The sequence below is a fragment of the Tatumella ptyseos genome, assembly GCF_030552895.1.
GTDB lineage: Bacteria > Pseudomonadota > Gammaproteobacteria > Enterobacterales > Enterobacteriaceae > Rosenbergiella > Rosenbergiella ptyseos_A.
The window spans coordinates 836,540-851,578 of record NZ_CP130649.1 but is presented as its reverse complement, the minus strand read 5'-3'; the positions used below and the strand labels follow the sequence as shown (position 1 = coordinate 851,578).

Sequence of the window (15,039 nt, the reverse complement as noted above, 5' to 3'; positions counted from 1 at the left end):
CTACCCGCCAAGGCGGGTAGCAAGAGTCTTTATACTGCCTTCCACTCTTGTTCAACTTCTTGTAGCGTCTTAGACAAGATAACCTTGTTATCGTCCACGCTGGTTACCCACGCGAGGGGAATTAAGTGGTGGCTGCCGTCTGCGTTAGGTGCTTTTTTAACTAATTTAATTTGATCTTCACTTTCAAAATGGTCGACAACGCCCACAAAGTCGCCATTCTTATCAACTACTTCTGCATGATCTAGGATTTGAGCTTTAGTTACCATTTGAGAGTCCTCATTAATTTAAGGGATTATTTTGAACACTCAAAAAGTGTAGTACAGAATTTAATAGTGCTAAGAAAAAAAACAAAAAAATATCCCTTATAAAAACTAGAATTTCTATGATTTTGTGCTAGGGAAAGAGGCTTTTACTGGACGATTTTATTGACTAGAATTTATGGCTATAATTTTACCTAATGGGTTTTTTATGGTTGCCTTCTCCCCCACCCTTTTTAATTTATTCAATACCCCCTACTTAATCCAAAATACTTCCTTTGCCCCCAATATAATCACTACCATCTAATATATTCATTGTGGTTAAATAAAAATTTAATTTTCAATCATCTGCTATATCAGTGTGACAATTTTAAATTGATAGAAAAAATTAAATTAAAAAATAAATTTCAATTATTCTAGAAAGAGGTCGTTGAAAATTTTTCAAACAAAACCATCACCCGTCAATATTAACTCTACACTTTCAAAACTTATAGTAAAAAACCTTCCAGCCAAACCGCTCCTACACAACAACTTTGTGAGGTTGCATGTCTGAAATAAACGGTTGACCCTTCCTCATAATCGATTGAGTAATACTAAAAGTTTGGATCAGGTTGCTTACCCCAAGCATTTAAGGCTTTTACAAATTCTAATAGTAGGATATTTTCCTCTGAAAAAAAATATATTCATTGCCTTTAGAGATTATTAACGCATCCATCGACTTCGCAATAAATCTGATTAGTAGGGTTAAACTCCCCTATATACATATTATTGTAATCCTTAACTAATGATGATTGATAGGAAATGCATTCCCTATTTTACCGTCGCTCACGATTGAAATCCTGATAGATATCTGTTTTTAAGTCCCAATTACTCTACCCATATCAGCGACCACCCTGAGAGAATTATCTTCATTATTAACCATAAATTTAGCATTCGGTGAAGTTAATGCTTCCTTAACTAGCCCCCTTACATTATGTATATTAGCAGTATTGAATTGTGCACTTTTTCTGGCGTAGTACCAAGTTAATGCCTATCTTTCGCAGTCCAAATATTAATATTATTTTCAGCGGCTTCACCACGATAGTAATTGGCTGGATGTCAAACTCTTCTCGGCTTTCACCTTGGATATAGCTGACTTTTGCTGCCAGATAGTCACGCGTCGTGGCACTCACCGCGCCCTTTTGGTCGGAATTAATTGCCAATGCCGCATCTCCACGTGCTGAGCCGTAACCGTAGATAAACCCGTCGTCGGAGCAAGCAACTAATAAAAAACTCGCCTGGCTTGATACACTTTCTATCGAAGCCAGAACGGGTTGTAATTGCGTATCTAAGAAGCGTAATTCGACCTTAACGTCGGTCAGAGGTAAAGGGCTAGCATTATGTAAGGTTAGTCTGGCATCACATGCTTGGCGCTCAAATGAAGCCTGCAGGCTCAAGCTGAATTTTATTTCTGCGCACTGTGCAGTAGCGGCTCGCGCAGCAGAGCACAAACTCATTTGTGAGATAACCATTACACCACAGTAAATAAGGATTCGGCGAATAAGAGGGTATAGGCGAGGAAATCATCATTCAGTAAACATCCTTGTGCTCCACAAGTGTTGGTAACGCCAGAGATCAGTGCATGCCTTGCACGTTTTCGTCTACAAAGCATATTAAGCAGGCTACTCACAACTCATATAATAGTTATTTTCACCGTTTATGAGCATCATTAAAAAAACCGCGAGTCGGTAGCTCCCGATCGCGGCTCATCACTGAATGCTAAGCTTGAAAAGCGTTAGATTTCTAACTCTTTCAGTGTTTCTGGAGGAAGCTCTAATTCTTGGTTATGATTGACACGCACATCATGAGAAATGATATGGCGGGCAATATCTTGCGCTTCGCTCAGCGAGTGCATTTCATAGGTTCCGCATTGGTACTCGTTCAATTCAGGAATTTTCTTTTGGTCCTGAACCTTCAGCACATCTTCCATGGCAGCTTTCCAGGCAGTCGCCACGCGCTGCTCTGCTGGTGTACCGATAAGGCTCATATAGAAACCAGTACGGCATCCCATTGGCGAAATATCGATAATCTCTACACCATCACCGTTTAGATGATTACGCATAAAGCCTGCAAACAGATGTTCTAACGTATGGATACCGCGTTCTGGCATGACTTCTTTGTTAGGAATACAGAAACGAAGATCGAATACGGTGATGGTATCGCCATGTGGAGTATTCATGGTTTTTGCCACACGTACTGCTGGCGCAGCCATACGGGTGTGGTCTACTGTAAAGCTATCCAATAACGGCATATTTCACCTCGCTAAAAAAAATTTTCGATTTGATGAACTTTTTACAATTCACGACGTCTTAATTTATGAAAGACGCGCATTTGTTATCATCATCCTGACAACTAAGATGTTATTCGGCCACAATGAAGTGGCCTTTTTCTTGTCTGCTTTTCGGCTAACCCTTACGAGAAGCAAGATATTCTTCAAACGAGAGCGTATCGTTAGCTTCAATATTCTGCTGTTCAACGATCGACTCTTCAGCCTTCTCTGCGAAGATAGCTTCGTTCAAGATTTCCAAAGGTTCTTGTAGTAACGTTTGACGGTAGTTCTCTGCCAAGGCTATCCCACTACCGATAAACCCTTCTTGTTTAATAACACTTAAGATTTTGCCTGAGTAAGTCATTTCAGGATCAGTAATCATGCCACGTAATGTCTGGCAAGTCGTCTGATAAGCTGAATCCGTTCCCTGATCCAGAATTTTCGCAATTGAGGTTAATCCCTCAAATAGTGCTAATCCAGCCTCCTGCAGCGTGAAATCCTGCTTCCCACACTCCGCTTGCAGTGTCAGGCCTGGCTTACGCCCTTCTAACACGACGGTGTTCCAATTGCCTTTGACAAAGCTTAGCTGTGCTTGATCCATTTCAGGCGACTCGATCAATGCACACCAAATTAAGAATAAATCCAGAAAACGTACCTGCTCTTCGCTAATGCCGGTAGCAGAGAAAGGATTAATATCCAATGAGCGTACTTCAATATACTCAATTCCTCCACGCTTCAATGCATCCGAAGGGGCTTCCCCTCGACGGATAACACGCTTGGGCCGGATAGGAGCATAAAGTTCGTTCTCAATTTGCAAGACATTGGTATTCAGTTGGATACGGCGCTGTTGAGCGTCAAATAATCCCATCTTCTCATAAGCTTCTGAAGGCGTTGCAATGGCTTTTTTTAGGCCCGAGACATAGTTATCGAGGGAGTTAAAAGAGATTTCCAAACCGCTTTGTGACTTATTGGTATAACCCAGGTCGCTAAGACGTAACGATGTTGCGTAAGGGAACCAACGAGCCCCTTGTCCATCGCTTTCCATCTCCTTGGCTACGGGGTTGTCTCCTAAAAAGCTTTCGCAGACAGCAGGTGAAGCGCCAAACAGATATGGAATTATCCAACCAAAGCGATAATAGTTACGAATAAGCCGCAAATAGCCCTCAGAAGCGATTTCATGCACAGGGCGAATATCGTTATCGGCCAGAGCTCTCGCTTCCCAAAAAGCAGTAGGTAAGGAGAAGTTATAGTGAATGCCTGAAATAACTTGCATCAGCGAGCCATAACGGTGTTTGAGGCCTTGGCGGTAAATATGCTTCATTGTGCCGAGATTAGATGAACCATAGTCGGCTAATGCGATAGTTTCCGTATCAGTGATCGTGCCTGGAATACTGAACGGCCAGAGTCTCTCATCACCAATATTTTTCGCAACATGCCGGTGCAAATCACGCAGAAAGGTCAACAGATGCGGGATATCGCGATCGACAGGAGTAACAAATTCCATTAATGATTCAGCGAAATCAGTGATTATCCAATCGTGGGTCAGTGCTGATCCAAGCGCTTTAGGATGGCCTTGTTCTGATAATGAGCCGTCAGCCCGAACTCGTAGCGATTCCCGCTCGATGCCTCGTCCAATCCCGGTTAAGAGCTGTGGCTGTTGTTGTAGCCAGCGTAACGCGTTAGTAACGTCAGGTAACACTGACACCTCCCTTGGTGAAAGTCTTTGTAATTCAATCATTAGTCAGACAGTACTCTAGCCGATTGTCAGCCAATTGTCGCGGACATGAGTAAACCTTAGATGCTATGACTGTAAAAAGCTATCTTAACGCAGAACAATTGAATTATTTAATAAAGATTATAGCTTTAGGGAAGATGAAGATAAGCAAATGGTGCATCCGGGAGGATTCGAACCTCCGACCGCTCGGTTCGTAGCCGAGTACTCTATCCAGCTGAGCTACGGATGCAGAGTATGGGGTAAAACGGGGTAGTACTAAATTTACAACGAGTATGGTGCATCCGGGAGGATTCGAACCTCCGACCGCTCGGTTCGTAGCCGAGTACTCTATCCAGCTGAGCTACGGATGCAGAGTAAAGGGGGTAATGCGAGTTATAGCCTGGGGAACTACATGAGTAATGGTGCATCCGGGAGGATTCGAACCTCCGACCGCTCGGTTCGTAGCCGAGTACTCTATCCAGCTGAGCTACGGATGCATTGCAGAATTCTTGTAACTGACAGGTAACAAACTTACCAAAGAAGCGTGTAACAACCATTATGGTGCATCCGGGAGGATTCGAACCTCCGACCGCTCGGTTCGTAGCCGAGTACTCTATCCAGCTGAGCTACGGATGCGTAAATGGCGGTGAGGGAGGGATTCGAACCCTCGATGCAGCTTTTGACCGCATACTCCCTTAGCAGGGGAGCGCCTTCAGCCTCTCGGCCACCTCACCAATTTACTTCTTAACTTAGCATCTAAGGAAACTTACGTTGCCGTTCGTTGCTGCGTTGGCGCACATATTACTTTCCCCGACTTATAAGTCAAACACTTTTTCGAGAAGATTGTTTGTTTGCACAAAACCGCAGCAATTAGCGCATTTACTCGACGTTTTTCTTTTATAATGCATAAAAAAACGGCTGCAAACACAATGATGTTTTACAGCCGTCTTATAACCTGCCCCTGGTGAGTGCAGATAAATTAATACTCAGGATCCTGAGTTTTCTCAGCTTGGATGCGTTGATAAATCTCTTCACGATGCACCGAAACCTCTTTAGGTGCATTAACACCAATTCTCACTTGGTTCCCTTTGACACCGAGTACTGTCACTGTAACCTCATCACCAATCATGAGGGTTTCACCAACTCGACGAGTTAGAATAAGCATTCTTTGCTCCTTGAAAGATTAAAAGAGTCGGGTCTCTGCGCAACCCGGCACATCCATCGAATACACTAAATAATTAGGACAGTATTTTATTAATAAAATTCATTCTATCCCTGATTACTCATGCTAAATAATAGTTTAGCCGAAATACGCAGTTCTTACCTGACTTTCTCAAGAGATTCATTAAATGATTTTACAATATGCCCAACAGTAGCTGTTGGGCTAAAAGTAAAACCTTGTTAACTTACTGTAATTTATTACAAATAATTTCAGGAACTTCAGCCAGCGTAGCCGTTAACGCATCAGGTTGATTACCGCCTGCCTGTGCCATATCCGGTCGACCGCCCCCTTTGCCCCCAACTTTTGGTGCAATGAGTCCAATCAATTCACCCGCTTTAACTCGGTCTGTCAGATCTTTAGTGACACCAACGATTAATGAAACTTTATCATCACTGGTTGTCCCTAAAACAATAACCGCTGAGCCTAATTGATTTTTCAGATCGTCAACCATCGTCCGTAGAAGCTTAGGATCGATAGAAGGTAGCTCGCTAACAAGTACTTTTACACCATTAATCTCAGTGACTTGATCGGCTAAAGAGGCACTTTTCTGAGCCGCTTGCTGGTCTTTGAGTTGCTGGATTTGTTTTTCGAGCACACGTGTATGTTCGGCTAGCGCTTTCACCTTGTCATTAAGATTAGTGCTATTCGCTTTGATCAGCTGTGCTATTTGCGTCAGTTGGTCCTGGGCGGCAAATACCGTCTCTAATGCACGCTCACCGGTGAAGGCTTCAATACGGCGTACACCCGCAGCTGTACCCGACTCTGAATCCAATACGAAAAGACCAATATCACCGGTCCGCTGTGCGTGAGTCCCCCCACAGAGTTCGACAGAGAAGTCGCCCATGGTTAACACCCTTACCTGCTGGTCATATTTTTCTCCAAATAAGGCCATCGCCCCTTTTTGTTTGGCTTCTTCAATGTCCATAATTTCAGTTGTAACTGGCAGGTTTAAACGGATTTGTTGGTTAACAATTTCCGTTACTTGACGTAATTGCAGTTCGCTCATTGCTTCGGTATGAGAGAAATCAAAACGTAAGTATTTATCGTTGACCAGAGACCCTTTTTGAGCAACATGTGGCCCAAGCACTTGGCGAAGCGCCGCATGCAATAGGTGGGTTGCGGAGTGGTTCAAGCGGATTTTAGCACGTCTGTCTTCATCAACTTGCGCATTAACCTGTTGCCCCACTTTCAGTTCGCCTGCAGTGAGGTGTCCTAAATGACCTGGGCTCTTCCCATATTTTTGAGTATCTTCTACTTTAAATTCGCCATGCGCAGTAGAGATAACACCGGTGTCGCCGACTTGACCGCCCGATTCACCATAAAAAGGCGTTTTATCGAGGATCACTACCGCTGATTGCCCAGGAAGTAGCTGCTGAACGGATTGCCCGTCAATAAAGATTTCGCTCACCGTAGCGGGGAAAGATAACTGATCATACCCCTTAAATTCAGCATCTTTCTCGACACGAATTTGCGCATTATAATCAGCACTGAATCCACTTGCTTGACGAGCGCGTTGACGTTGGGCTTCCATCGCTGCTTCGAACCCTGCTTCATCAATTTTCAAATCACGTTCACGACAGACATCTGCCGTTAAATCGGCAGGGAAGCCAAACGTATCGTAAAGACGGAATACGATTTCACCTTGTAGAGTGTCGCCTTTTAATGCCGCAAGCTCTTCATCAAGTAGTGCTAAGCCACGCTCTAAGGTTTTCGCAAATTGCTCTTCCTCAGCTTTCAGTACACTCTCTACGTGTTGCTGCTGTTGGCGAAGTTCGTCACCTGCACTGCCCATCACGTCGATTAGCGGCTGAACTAATTTGTAGAAGAAACTTTGTTGCGCCCCCAACATATTTCCATGACGGACGGCACGACGAATAATACGGCGAAGCACGTAACCGCGGTTCTCGTTAGATGGCACCACACCATCGGCAATTAAAAATGCACAAGAGCGGATATGGTCTGCAATGACGCGTAACGATTTATTAGTTAGGTCTTGTGTTCCAGTCACGTTAGCGACTGAAGAGATTAGTTTTTGGAATAAATCAATATCGTAGTTAGAGTTAACATGTTGCAGTACCGCAGAGATACGCTCTAAGCCCATCCCTGTATCGACAGAAGGCTTAGGTAACGGCAGCATAGTCCCATCTGCTTGACGGTTAAACTGCATGAAGACGATATTCCAGATTTCAATGTAGCGATCACCATCCTCTTCTGCAGAACCTGGAGGACCACCCCAGATATGGTCGCCATGATCGTAAAAAATTTCGCTACAAGGGCCGCATGGGCCAGTGTCGCCCATCTGCCAGAAGTTATCTGATGCGTAAGCACTACCTTTATTATCACCGATACGAATAATTCGTTCAGCAGGTACACCTATCTCTTTTTCCCAGATATTCCATGCTTCATCATCAGTTTCGTAAACAGTTACCCATAAACGTTCTTTAGGTAAATTAAACCATTGCGCGCTGGTCAGTAGTTCCCAGGCAAAGGAAATAGCTTCACGTTTGAAGTAATCACCGAAACTGAAGTTACCCAACATTTCGAAGAAAGTATGGTGGCGAGCCGTGTAGCCAACGTTTTCGAGGTCGTTATGTTTCCCCCCGGCGCGGACACAGCGTTGTGAAGTGGTTGCGCGTGAGTAATCACGTTTGTCTTGACCGAGGAACACATCCTTGAACTGATTCATCCCTGCGTTAGTAAAGAGTAACGTTGGGTCATTGTTTGGTACCAGCGAGCTGCTAGCAACAATTTGGTGGCCTTTGCTTTGGAAAAAATCGAGAAACGTCTGGCGGATCTCTGCAGTACTCTTGCTCATAAATGTCCTGGTATCATGCTTAACAGATGTCCCGTTACATCTAGGTCACTGGAATGCTCACAGTCGACTTATGATAGGGAACTAAAAGTCTCAATAAGATAAGTTTTCTTTGCCGGGAAGTAAAATCTCAATCTTATTCACGAGGAAATATTTTCAAAAACAGCACGGATATCTTCGCTGTGAAAGCCTCTGCTGTAAAGATAACGTTGTAATTTTGCCTTTTCTGGATAGTTGGTTGGCCAATGTCGACCGACTTTCTTCTGTGCAGCCTCTTGCGTGCATTGTTGCCAATCAACGTCGGTATGGCGCAAGGCATGCTGTATGGTCGAAGAGTCTATTTTTTTACGTTTCAAATCTAGGCTGATTCGTTGAGGCCCGTATCCCCGGCGACTTCGCTGAACAATAAATAGTTTGCAAAAACGCTCATCATTTAAATAGCCTTGTTCCAGGCACCATTGCACAACGCTTTCTAACGTCTCTTCGGCTGCCCAAAACTGGTAGGAGGGTTCACGCAATGACTTCCTTGCCACGCTTAGTCGTATCTTTTCCCGTAATTCTTCGATTCCATGGTCACGTTGACCAAGTAGCCATACAGCGCGCTGCAACAGTTCTGTATAGGTTACCTCTTTCTGCTGGACGTTAGTCTCCATTTGATGTCCTCTTCATTTAATCCCCATAACGAAAAACGGGAGCCGCATAAGCAGGCTCCCGTTACTCAGGTCAGAATACAAGATTAAAATTCATCTTGCTCGTCATTCTCACCAGACATTTCATGTTCTGGGGAAGCGTCACCCTCATGAGTAGGATTGTTTAACAAGGTTTCACGCAGTTTTTGTTCAATCTCCGCGGCAATTTGCGGATTTTCACGTAGGTAGTTCCCTGCATTGGCCTTACCTTGACCAATTTTGTCACCTTGATAGCTATACCAAGCACCCGCTTTTTCAATAAACTTGTGCTTCACACCTAAATCAACTAATTCACCGTAGAAGTTGATCCCTTCACCGTACATAATTTGGAATTCAGCTTGACGGAAAGGGGCTGCAATTTTGTTTTTCACTACTTTAACGCGGGTTTCACTCCCTACCACATTTTCGCCTTCTTTAATCGCACCGATACGGCGGATGTCAAGACGAACAGAGGCGTAGAATTTTAACGCATTACCACCGGTAGTTGTTTCCGGGTTACCAAACATCACACCGATTTTCATCCGGATTTGGTTGATGAAAATAAGCAGCGTATTGGATTGTTTTAGATTACCCGCTAATTTACGCATAGCTTGGCTCATCATACGCGCCGCTAGGCCCATGTGAGAGTCCCCAATCTCGCCTTCAATTTCCGCTTTCGGTGTCAGCGCTGCGACGGAGTCAACGATAATAACATCGACCGCTCCTGAACGCGCTAAGGCATCACAGATTTCAAGGGCTTGTTCACCCGTATCAGGTTGAGAGCAAAGCAGGTTATCAATGTCCACGCCTAATTTTTTAGCGTAAACCGGATCTAATGCATGCTCAGCATCAATAAAGGCACAGGTTTTCCCTTTACGTTGCGCAGCGGCGATGACTTGTAGGGTTAGCGTTGTTTTACCTGATGACTCAGGCCCGTAAATCTCAACAATACGTCCCATTGGCAGGCCACCAGCCCCTAATGCGATGTCTAGAGATAATGATCCCGTTGAAATGGTTTCTACATCCATCGTCCGGTCTTCACCTAAACGCATGATAGAGCCTTTACCAAACTGCTTCTCAATCTGTCCTAGGGCAGCGGCAAGTGCTTTTTGTTTGTTTTCGTCAATAGCCATTTCAACTCCTAATCGTACTGGTTTCGCCAGCAAGGGGATTTTATGCTTATGCATCTACGCGATTAATTATACTGTATAGTCATACAGTATCAAGTTTAATTTTGAAAAATATCTCCAAGGCTGTGGCAAGGGCGAAAGCGACTGCCTGTTGGCGAATCGCCTCACGATCACCGGAAAAATGACAGAGGCGAGTGCTAGTCTTTTCTGTGACTGAGGCAAATCCAAAGCACACCGTTCCCACAGGCTTATCCGTGCTTCCACCGCCTGGACCTGCATAACCTGTGACCGATATCGCATAGTTGGCCGAATATGCTTGGCAAGCGCCTTCTGCCATTTCTCTAGCTATGGCTTCACTGACGACACCATATTGGTGTAGCGTTGCGGACGATACGCCTAAAAAACGCTGTTTACTCTGTTCACTATAGGTGACAAAACTGCCCTCAAAATACGAGGAGCAGCCACTGATATCAGTTAGCGCTTTGGCAATCCCCCCACCCGTACAAGATTCTGCAGTGGTGATCGATGAGTGAGATTGTAAAAGGTGGCGCCCGAGTAACTCACTTAACTGGGTCACTTTATCACTCATAACCTCTCCTTCATCCCGTGGTCACGGCGATTATTTACTCATTATGAAATAGTAACAACGTGGCGAACAAAAAATTGACTAGTCGCCACGCAATTATTGATTCCTGTTACAGGTTGTTCTGTCTAGAAGCACGCACTGATTCACCTAGTTGCCAGACGGCCATCGCATACTGTGTACTATGGTTATAGCGGGTTATCGCATAGAAATTCGGTAAGCCGAACCAATATTGGTAACTATTCCCCATATCGAGGCGCAATAGACTGACTTTTTGTGAACCAGGAAGTGCTTGTTGAGGCGTCAATCCGCTATTTTGTAATTGGCTAACGGTATAACGGGTTGAGTAACCGTTTTCTAAACCTGGTGCTTGCCCAGTGCCGACAATTGCGACAGGTTGTCCTGTTTTCCAACCGCTTTGTTGGAAATAATGTGCAACACTACCAATCGCATCAACGGGATCCCACAGGTTTACATGGCCATCACCATTAAAATCGACCGCAAACTGTTTGTACGCTGAAGGCATAAATTGGCCATACCCCATAGCGCCCGCAAACGAACCTCTTAACGTTAGTGGATTATCTTGCTCATGTTGCGACATCAATAAGAAGGTTTCTAATTCACTACTAAAATAGGTTGCTCGGCGAGGGTAATCAAAAGCGAGCGTGGCAAGGCCATCGATAATGCGTGTTTTACCCATCACACGGCCCCAACGTGTCTCCACCCCAATAATACCAACAATAATTTCTGCCGGGACACCATATTGGATTTCAGCTCTGGACAGCGCATCTTGGTACTGATTCCAGAAAACGACGCCATTTTGTACGTTGGAGTCGGTGATAAACTTATTACGATAACGGATCCATGCGCCGTTAGGGCCAGGGGCAGGCGTGTAATTAGGTGCCTGACGGTCCATTAATCTCAACACATAGTCCAAGCGGCGAGTTTGGCTTAGCCAAGCGATAAGTTGCTGGCGATTAAACCCGTGCTTTTCGACCATCATATCAATGAATTGTTCTGCTCGCGGATTTCCTGCAAAATCACCGGTTAAGTCATTTTGGGTCAAGGTTGCAGGCTTCAATAAAAAGCCACCTTGCGGAGCAGTTTGGTTATCTGAACGGTGCGAGTGGCTACTGCATGAACAGAGAAGAGTAATTATAGGTACGATAAGATAATTAAATCGCATGCGCGCTCCACTAGCGAGAACATCGACTTTCTTATTAGTAAGAAAGCAAGAATATTGGTGTCCTAGCATAATATAAAAGGCGGAAACTTTCTGCATTAACCGGATATTTCTTATACAGTCTATTTCCGCCCTCGCGCTACAGATAGCGATTATTTAAAAACGCCATTTACCGCCTACAGTGAGTCGGCTATCGTTGTAGCCATAATTACCGACCTGTACTGCCGTATTCGCCCAAATGCTCGCTTGCTTAGAGAGAGTAGCTTCAAGACCCAGCTTCATTTCAGCCAGATTCTCTGCACCGGCGAGTTCCACTTTAGTTGCGTCCATCTTAACGCCATGACGCTTTGAATTCCGTATCCAGTTAATCTCTGCAAAAGGCTGAAAATAACGATCAGTCTTTTCGTCCAGAATATGTCGACCGCGTATCCAGCTTCTAAAACCGAGTTTACTTTGAAGGTTATTTTTACCCACATTACTGATGCGTGTCTTATTATCTTCAATGATATCGTGGTGCTTAACGCCCTGATAGATGAGTTGTGCCGACGGTTTTATAAACCAACGGTATTCGGATCCTAGACTACCTTTGAATTTCATTACTTCAGACAAATATCCTGCCTCAATACTGGCGGTAATCCCTTTGGAACGATAATATTGTGGACGAAGTTGATCCCCTTTAACGGAATTATTGAACCAGTTATAAAGTAACCAACTATCTACGTACCCCCCTTTGCCGGAATTATCATTTATCCAAGTTGAATACAATCCCGTGCTATAACCATTCACACTCCCTTTTGCACGATATGAAACGCGGTTAGAGATTGTCGAATTACGATGATGGCCATAACCCGCCATAACCCCAGTGCTCCAACGCCCACCTTGGGGTGTCTCAATATGTAGTAGAGCCCCGCCTAATTGCGCGATATAACGATTAGACTTGGTTTTTAGTTGCCCACTGCTGTCAGACCAGCTGCTGCGTCCTCCCATCTGTCTTAGCCATAAAGTCGCGCTATTTTGGCCAAGAAGCGATTGTTCATGGTCAAAAGGATCGGACTCTCGTTCAAACAGTGAGGTAGTGAATAGGGTATTACCCGCAATATAATTGGCTAGATAGCTCCCTGCTTCAACACGATATGTCGGATCTGGATGGGGCTGTGGTTGTGGATTAGGTATCGGTTGTGGCTGTGGATCAGGTATCGGTTGTGGCTGTGGATCAGGTGTCGGTTGTGGTTGGGGATCAGGCGTCGGTTGTGGCTGAGGATCTGGCGTCGGCTTGGGAGAGTCATTACGAAGATACCAACTTTCGGCTTGTTTCGTTAAGTGGTATTCATAAGCCCCCGCAACAATCCTTCCCTCTTGAGTGAACTCGCCATAAGAAGTACCGCCGACAGAGATTAACTCAATCCCATTAATCGTCTCTGCCCCTAAACCCCCTAGGTTTTCTACACTAACCGCCGTAGAGCTTCCCGATAAAACGTCCCCTTTAATAATCACTTTATTAGCGGGTGAATCGTCACCGGATAAGTTTGCCCGCATCAAGAGTGATCCTTTGCCACTATAATTCCCCTCGATGATTAACTGATCAGAGAGATTATCTGAATCAAAACGAATATCACCATCATTATTGAGCGACTTAACCTGACTGGTACCGGTTATGTCCCAATGACTTTGTTGTAAATTTATCAACTCAACATTAGTAACAGCGGCGCTTAAGTACCCTCCGTCCCCCTTAAGATCCAAATAGATTTTATTATTATCTGTAGCAAGGATGTTTCCATAGATAACGCTATTTAATGCATTAACATATAGAGCTGAAGAGAACGAGTTATTCTGGTTATCGCTGGTCGTTAGTGCAGAGAGAGCATAACCTTGTCGATAATTGATCTTGCTCCCGACTAATTTAACCGATGATGCACCGTTTACAACTACAATACCATTTCCTGCGTTATTTGTACTTGTTTCGATTAATGTATTATTAATTTCAGCTGTAGGGGATAAGAGGCTGAGATCGGTGTAAGAAAAGTTATTTTTTGATCTATCACTACTGAGTAATACTCCCGCAGATTTTCCTCCAATTATAAATAAATGACTATTATTCAGTTTAAAAGAGCCTCGATCGTTGTAAATACCATGGGAAGCATTCCCTTGCGTTACAATATAGAGCGAGCCCCCTTCAAACTTCGAACCATTGAGTAGAGCAACGCCATAAGAATCATCTCTGTATGTGAAAATAGATGAGTCTTTCAAATTTACTCGACCTTCCCCCACAGAGAAAACGCCGTAAGATCCCTTATTGAAAGTATGAAAAGAAATATTCGAGCCATCAATATTACCTTCACTGTAAATACCATGCGCTCCCTCTCCAGAGGTTTCAATATTTATATTCTTTAGCACGGCTTCACTCAGTGGCGCAGTAGGCTGAGTACGCTGTAACACAACCCCATGCGATTTTCGTCCTAAGGTACTTATCGATGTCGTCTCTGCATTCATTTTACCGCCATTATGGATCATCCAGACCCCATAACTTTCCTCCCCCGTCGTGCTTAATGTGCTATCAGAGATGGTGAGGTCTGTCGTACCGGTATTCATATTAATAGCGTGAGCGAAATCACCTCGTGCTAAAACGTCGACGTTATTCACTGCCAAAATACCAAACATCGAAAGTATCCCAGCACCATTAGTCGTTTCTATAGAACTGTTAGAAAGGTTTAATCCCGATTGAGTATTTTCTTCAGTATTAAAAAAAATCCCCTCACCTTTGCCTTCATTAACCAAGGTCATATTATTCAAGTTAACTTGACTGGTCGGACCAATACTAATCCCTAGCGCCCTTCCCTGACTGTCTTTAACTTTTATTTTTAAATTCTCAGCAGAGAAATTTCCATAATAGGTTCTTATTGCAGTACCACTGATTAACCCCACTGTAATGTCGGCATTATGCATATTGACTATTGCACCGTCCTGGATTAAAAGCGCACCATTAGTGGTTGAAGTATTATCTATGACTATATCTTTCCAATATCCAGACTTATCAATAACGAGTTTTTCATAAACCTCCGCAGAGACTTCAATAGGTCCTAAAAAAAGCATACAGTAGAAGAGATGTTTTTTTGTTAAACTCCCACGCTTAGTACTAGATGAAATTCCTTTGTTCATCGTAAC

General features: G+C 44.0%; 12 protein-coding genes and 5 tRNA genes. All 17 read right to left on the bottom strand.

Annotated elements, in window-relative coordinates; genetic code table 11:
- Positions 1 to 29: 29 nt before the first annotated feature.
- The 17 genes from QJR74_RS04100 to QJR74_RS04020 all read right to left on the bottom strand — a co-directional run bounded on the left by QJR74_RS04100 (position 30) and on the right by QJR74_RS04020 (position 15,033).
- Positions 30 to 266, bottom strand: a complete 237-nt coding sequence (locus tag QJR74_RS04100) for a DUF2171 domain-containing protein (RefSeq protein WP_048912534.1) — start codon at positions 264 to 266, stop codon at positions 30 to 32.
- Between the two features lie 971 nt (positions 267 to 1,237).
- Complete coding sequence (locus QJR74_RS04095; RefSeq protein ID WP_304373342.1) at positions 1,238 to 1,753, bottom strand: hypothetical protein; 516 nt, start codon at positions 1,751 to 1,753, stop codon at positions 1,238 to 1,240.
- Positions 1,754 to 1,767: 14 nt separating this feature from the next.
- Positions 1,768 to 1,908 carry a hypothetical protein gene (locus QJR74_RS04090; RefSeq protein ID WP_304373341.1) on the bottom strand — a complete coding sequence of 47 codons (141 nt, stop codon included), beginning with the start codon at positions 1,906 to 1,908 and terminating at the stop codon, positions 1,768 to 1,770.
- A 123-nt stretch (positions 1,909 to 2,031) separates the two neighbouring features.
- Positions 2,032 to 2,547 carry an S-ribosylhomocysteine lyase gene (gene luxS / locus QJR74_RS04085; protein ID WP_092675735.1) on the bottom strand — a complete coding sequence of 172 codons (516 nt, stop codon included), beginning with the start codon at positions 2,545 to 2,547 and terminating at the stop codon, positions 2,032 to 2,034.
- A gap of 154 nt (positions 2,548 to 2,701) precedes the next feature.
- Complete coding sequence (gene gshA, locus QJR74_RS04080) at positions 2,702 to 4,303, bottom strand: glutamate--cysteine ligase (RefSeq protein ID WP_304373340.1); 1,602 nt, start codon at positions 4,301 to 4,303, stop codon at positions 2,702 to 2,704.
- A 149-nt stretch (positions 4,304 to 4,452) separates the two neighbouring features.
- Positions 4,453 to 4,529, bottom strand: a tRNA-Arg gene (locus QJR74_RS04075).
- Between the two features lie 44 nt (positions 4,530 to 4,573).
- Positions 4,574 to 4,650 (bottom strand) — tRNA-Arg (locus tag QJR74_RS04070).
- Positions 4,651 to 4,699: 49 nt separating this feature from the next.
- Positions 4,700 to 4,776, bottom strand: a tRNA-Arg gene (locus QJR74_RS04065).
- Positions 4,777 to 4,838: 62 nt separating this feature from the next.
- A tRNA-Arg gene (locus QJR74_RS04060) sits at positions 4,839 to 4,915 on the bottom strand.
- Between the two features lie 5 nt (positions 4,916 to 4,920).
- Positions 4,921 to 5,013 (bottom strand) — tRNA-Ser (locus tag QJR74_RS04055).
- A 245-nt stretch (positions 5,014 to 5,258) separates the two neighbouring features.
- Positions 5,259 to 5,444, bottom strand: a complete 186-nt coding sequence (csrA, locus tag QJR74_RS04050; protein WP_304373339.1) for a carbon storage regulator CsrA — start codon at positions 5,442 to 5,444, stop codon at positions 5,259 to 5,261.
- 241 nt (positions 5,445 to 5,685) lie between these two features.
- Positions 5,686 to 8,316 (bottom strand): alanine--tRNA ligase, encoded by a 2,631-nt coding sequence (gene alaS, locus QJR74_RS04045; protein WP_304373338.1) that lies wholly within the window; start codon positions 8,314 to 8,316, stop codon positions 5,686 to 5,688.
- A 137-nt stretch (positions 8,317 to 8,453) separates the two neighbouring features.
- Complete coding sequence (locus tag QJR74_RS04040; RefSeq protein WP_304373337.1) at positions 8,454 to 8,966, bottom strand: regulatory protein RecX; 513 nt, start codon at positions 8,964 to 8,966, stop codon at positions 8,454 to 8,456.
- A gap of 83 nt (positions 8,967 to 9,049) precedes the next feature.
- Positions 9,050 to 10,114: a recombinase RecA gene (gene recA / locus QJR74_RS04035; RefSeq protein WP_304373336.1), complete on the bottom strand. Its 1,065-nt coding sequence runs from the start codon at positions 10,112 to 10,114 to the stop codon at positions 9,050 to 9,052.
- 79 nt (positions 10,115 to 10,193) lie between these two features.
- Positions 10,194 to 10,700 carry a nicotinamide-nucleotide amidase gene (gene pncC / locus QJR74_RS04030; protein ID WP_304373335.1) on the bottom strand — a complete coding sequence of 169 codons (507 nt, stop codon included), beginning with the start codon at positions 10,698 to 10,700 and terminating at the stop codon, positions 10,194 to 10,196.
- A gap of 106 nt (positions 10,701 to 10,806) precedes the next feature.
- The gene (gene mltB, locus QJR74_RS04025; RefSeq protein WP_304373334.1) at positions 10,807 to 11,880 is read right to left on the bottom strand and encodes a lytic murein transglycosylase B; all 1,074 of its coding nucleotides are present in this window, start codon (positions 11,878 to 11,880) and stop codon (positions 10,807 to 10,809) included.
- A 153-nt stretch (positions 11,881 to 12,033) separates the two neighbouring features.
- Entirely contained in the window at positions 12,034 to 15,033 is a 3,000-nt protein-coding gene (locus tag QJR74_RS04020; RefSeq protein WP_304373333.1) for an autotransporter outer membrane beta-barrel domain-containing protein, read from the bottom strand.
- Between the last annotated feature and the right edge of the window lie 6 nt (positions 15,034 to 15,039).

What these genes read in the sequence shown, in the direction of transcription:
- QJR74_RS04020 (WP_304373333.1), bottom strand. Translation starts at nt 15,033, where the DNA reads ATGAACAAAGGAATTTCATCTAGTACTAAGCGTGGGAGTTTAACAAAA.
- QJR74_RS04040 (WP_304373337.1), bottom strand. Translation starts at nt 8,966, where the DNA reads ATGGAGACTAACGTCCAGCAGAAAGAGGTAACCTATACAGAACTGTTG.
- gshA (WP_304373340.1), bottom strand. Translation starts at nt 4,303, where the DNA reads ATGATTGAATTACAAAGACTTTCACCAAGGGAGGTGTCAGTGTTACCT.
- QJR74_RS04090 (WP_304373341.1), bottom strand. Translation starts at nt 1,908, where the DNA reads ATGCTTTGTAGACGAAAACGTGCAAGGCATGCACTGATCTCTGGCGTT.
- alaS (WP_304373338.1), bottom strand. Translation starts at nt 8,316, where the DNA reads ATGAGCAAGAGTACTGCAGAGATCCGCCAGACGTTTCTCGATTTTTTC.
- csrA (WP_304373339.1), bottom strand. Translation starts at nt 5,444, where the DNA reads ATGCTTATTCTAACTCGTCGAGTTGGTGAAACCCTCATGATTGGTGAT.
- QJR74_RS04100 (WP_048912534.1), bottom strand. Translation starts at nt 266, where the DNA reads ATGGTAACTAAAGCTCAAATCCTAGATCATGCAGAAGTAGTTGATAAG.
- mltB (WP_304373334.1), bottom strand. Translation starts at nt 11,880, where the DNA reads ATGCGATTTAATTATCTTATCGTACCTATAATTACTCTTCTCTGTTCA.
- luxS (WP_092675735.1), bottom strand. Translation starts at nt 2,547, where the DNA reads ATGCCGTTATTGGATAGCTTTACAGTAGACCACACCCGTATGGCTGCG.
- pncC (WP_304373335.1), bottom strand. Translation starts at nt 10,700, where the DNA reads ATGAGTGATAAAGTGACCCAGTTAAGTGAGTTACTCGGGCGCCACCTT.
- recA (WP_304373336.1), bottom strand. Translation starts at nt 10,114, where the DNA reads ATGGCTATTGACGAAAACAAACAAAAAGCACTTGCCGCTGCCCTAGGA.
- QJR74_RS04095 (WP_304373342.1), bottom strand. Translation starts at nt 1,753, where the DNA reads ATGAGTTTGTGCTCTGCTGCGCGAGCCGCTACTGCACAGTGCGCAGAA.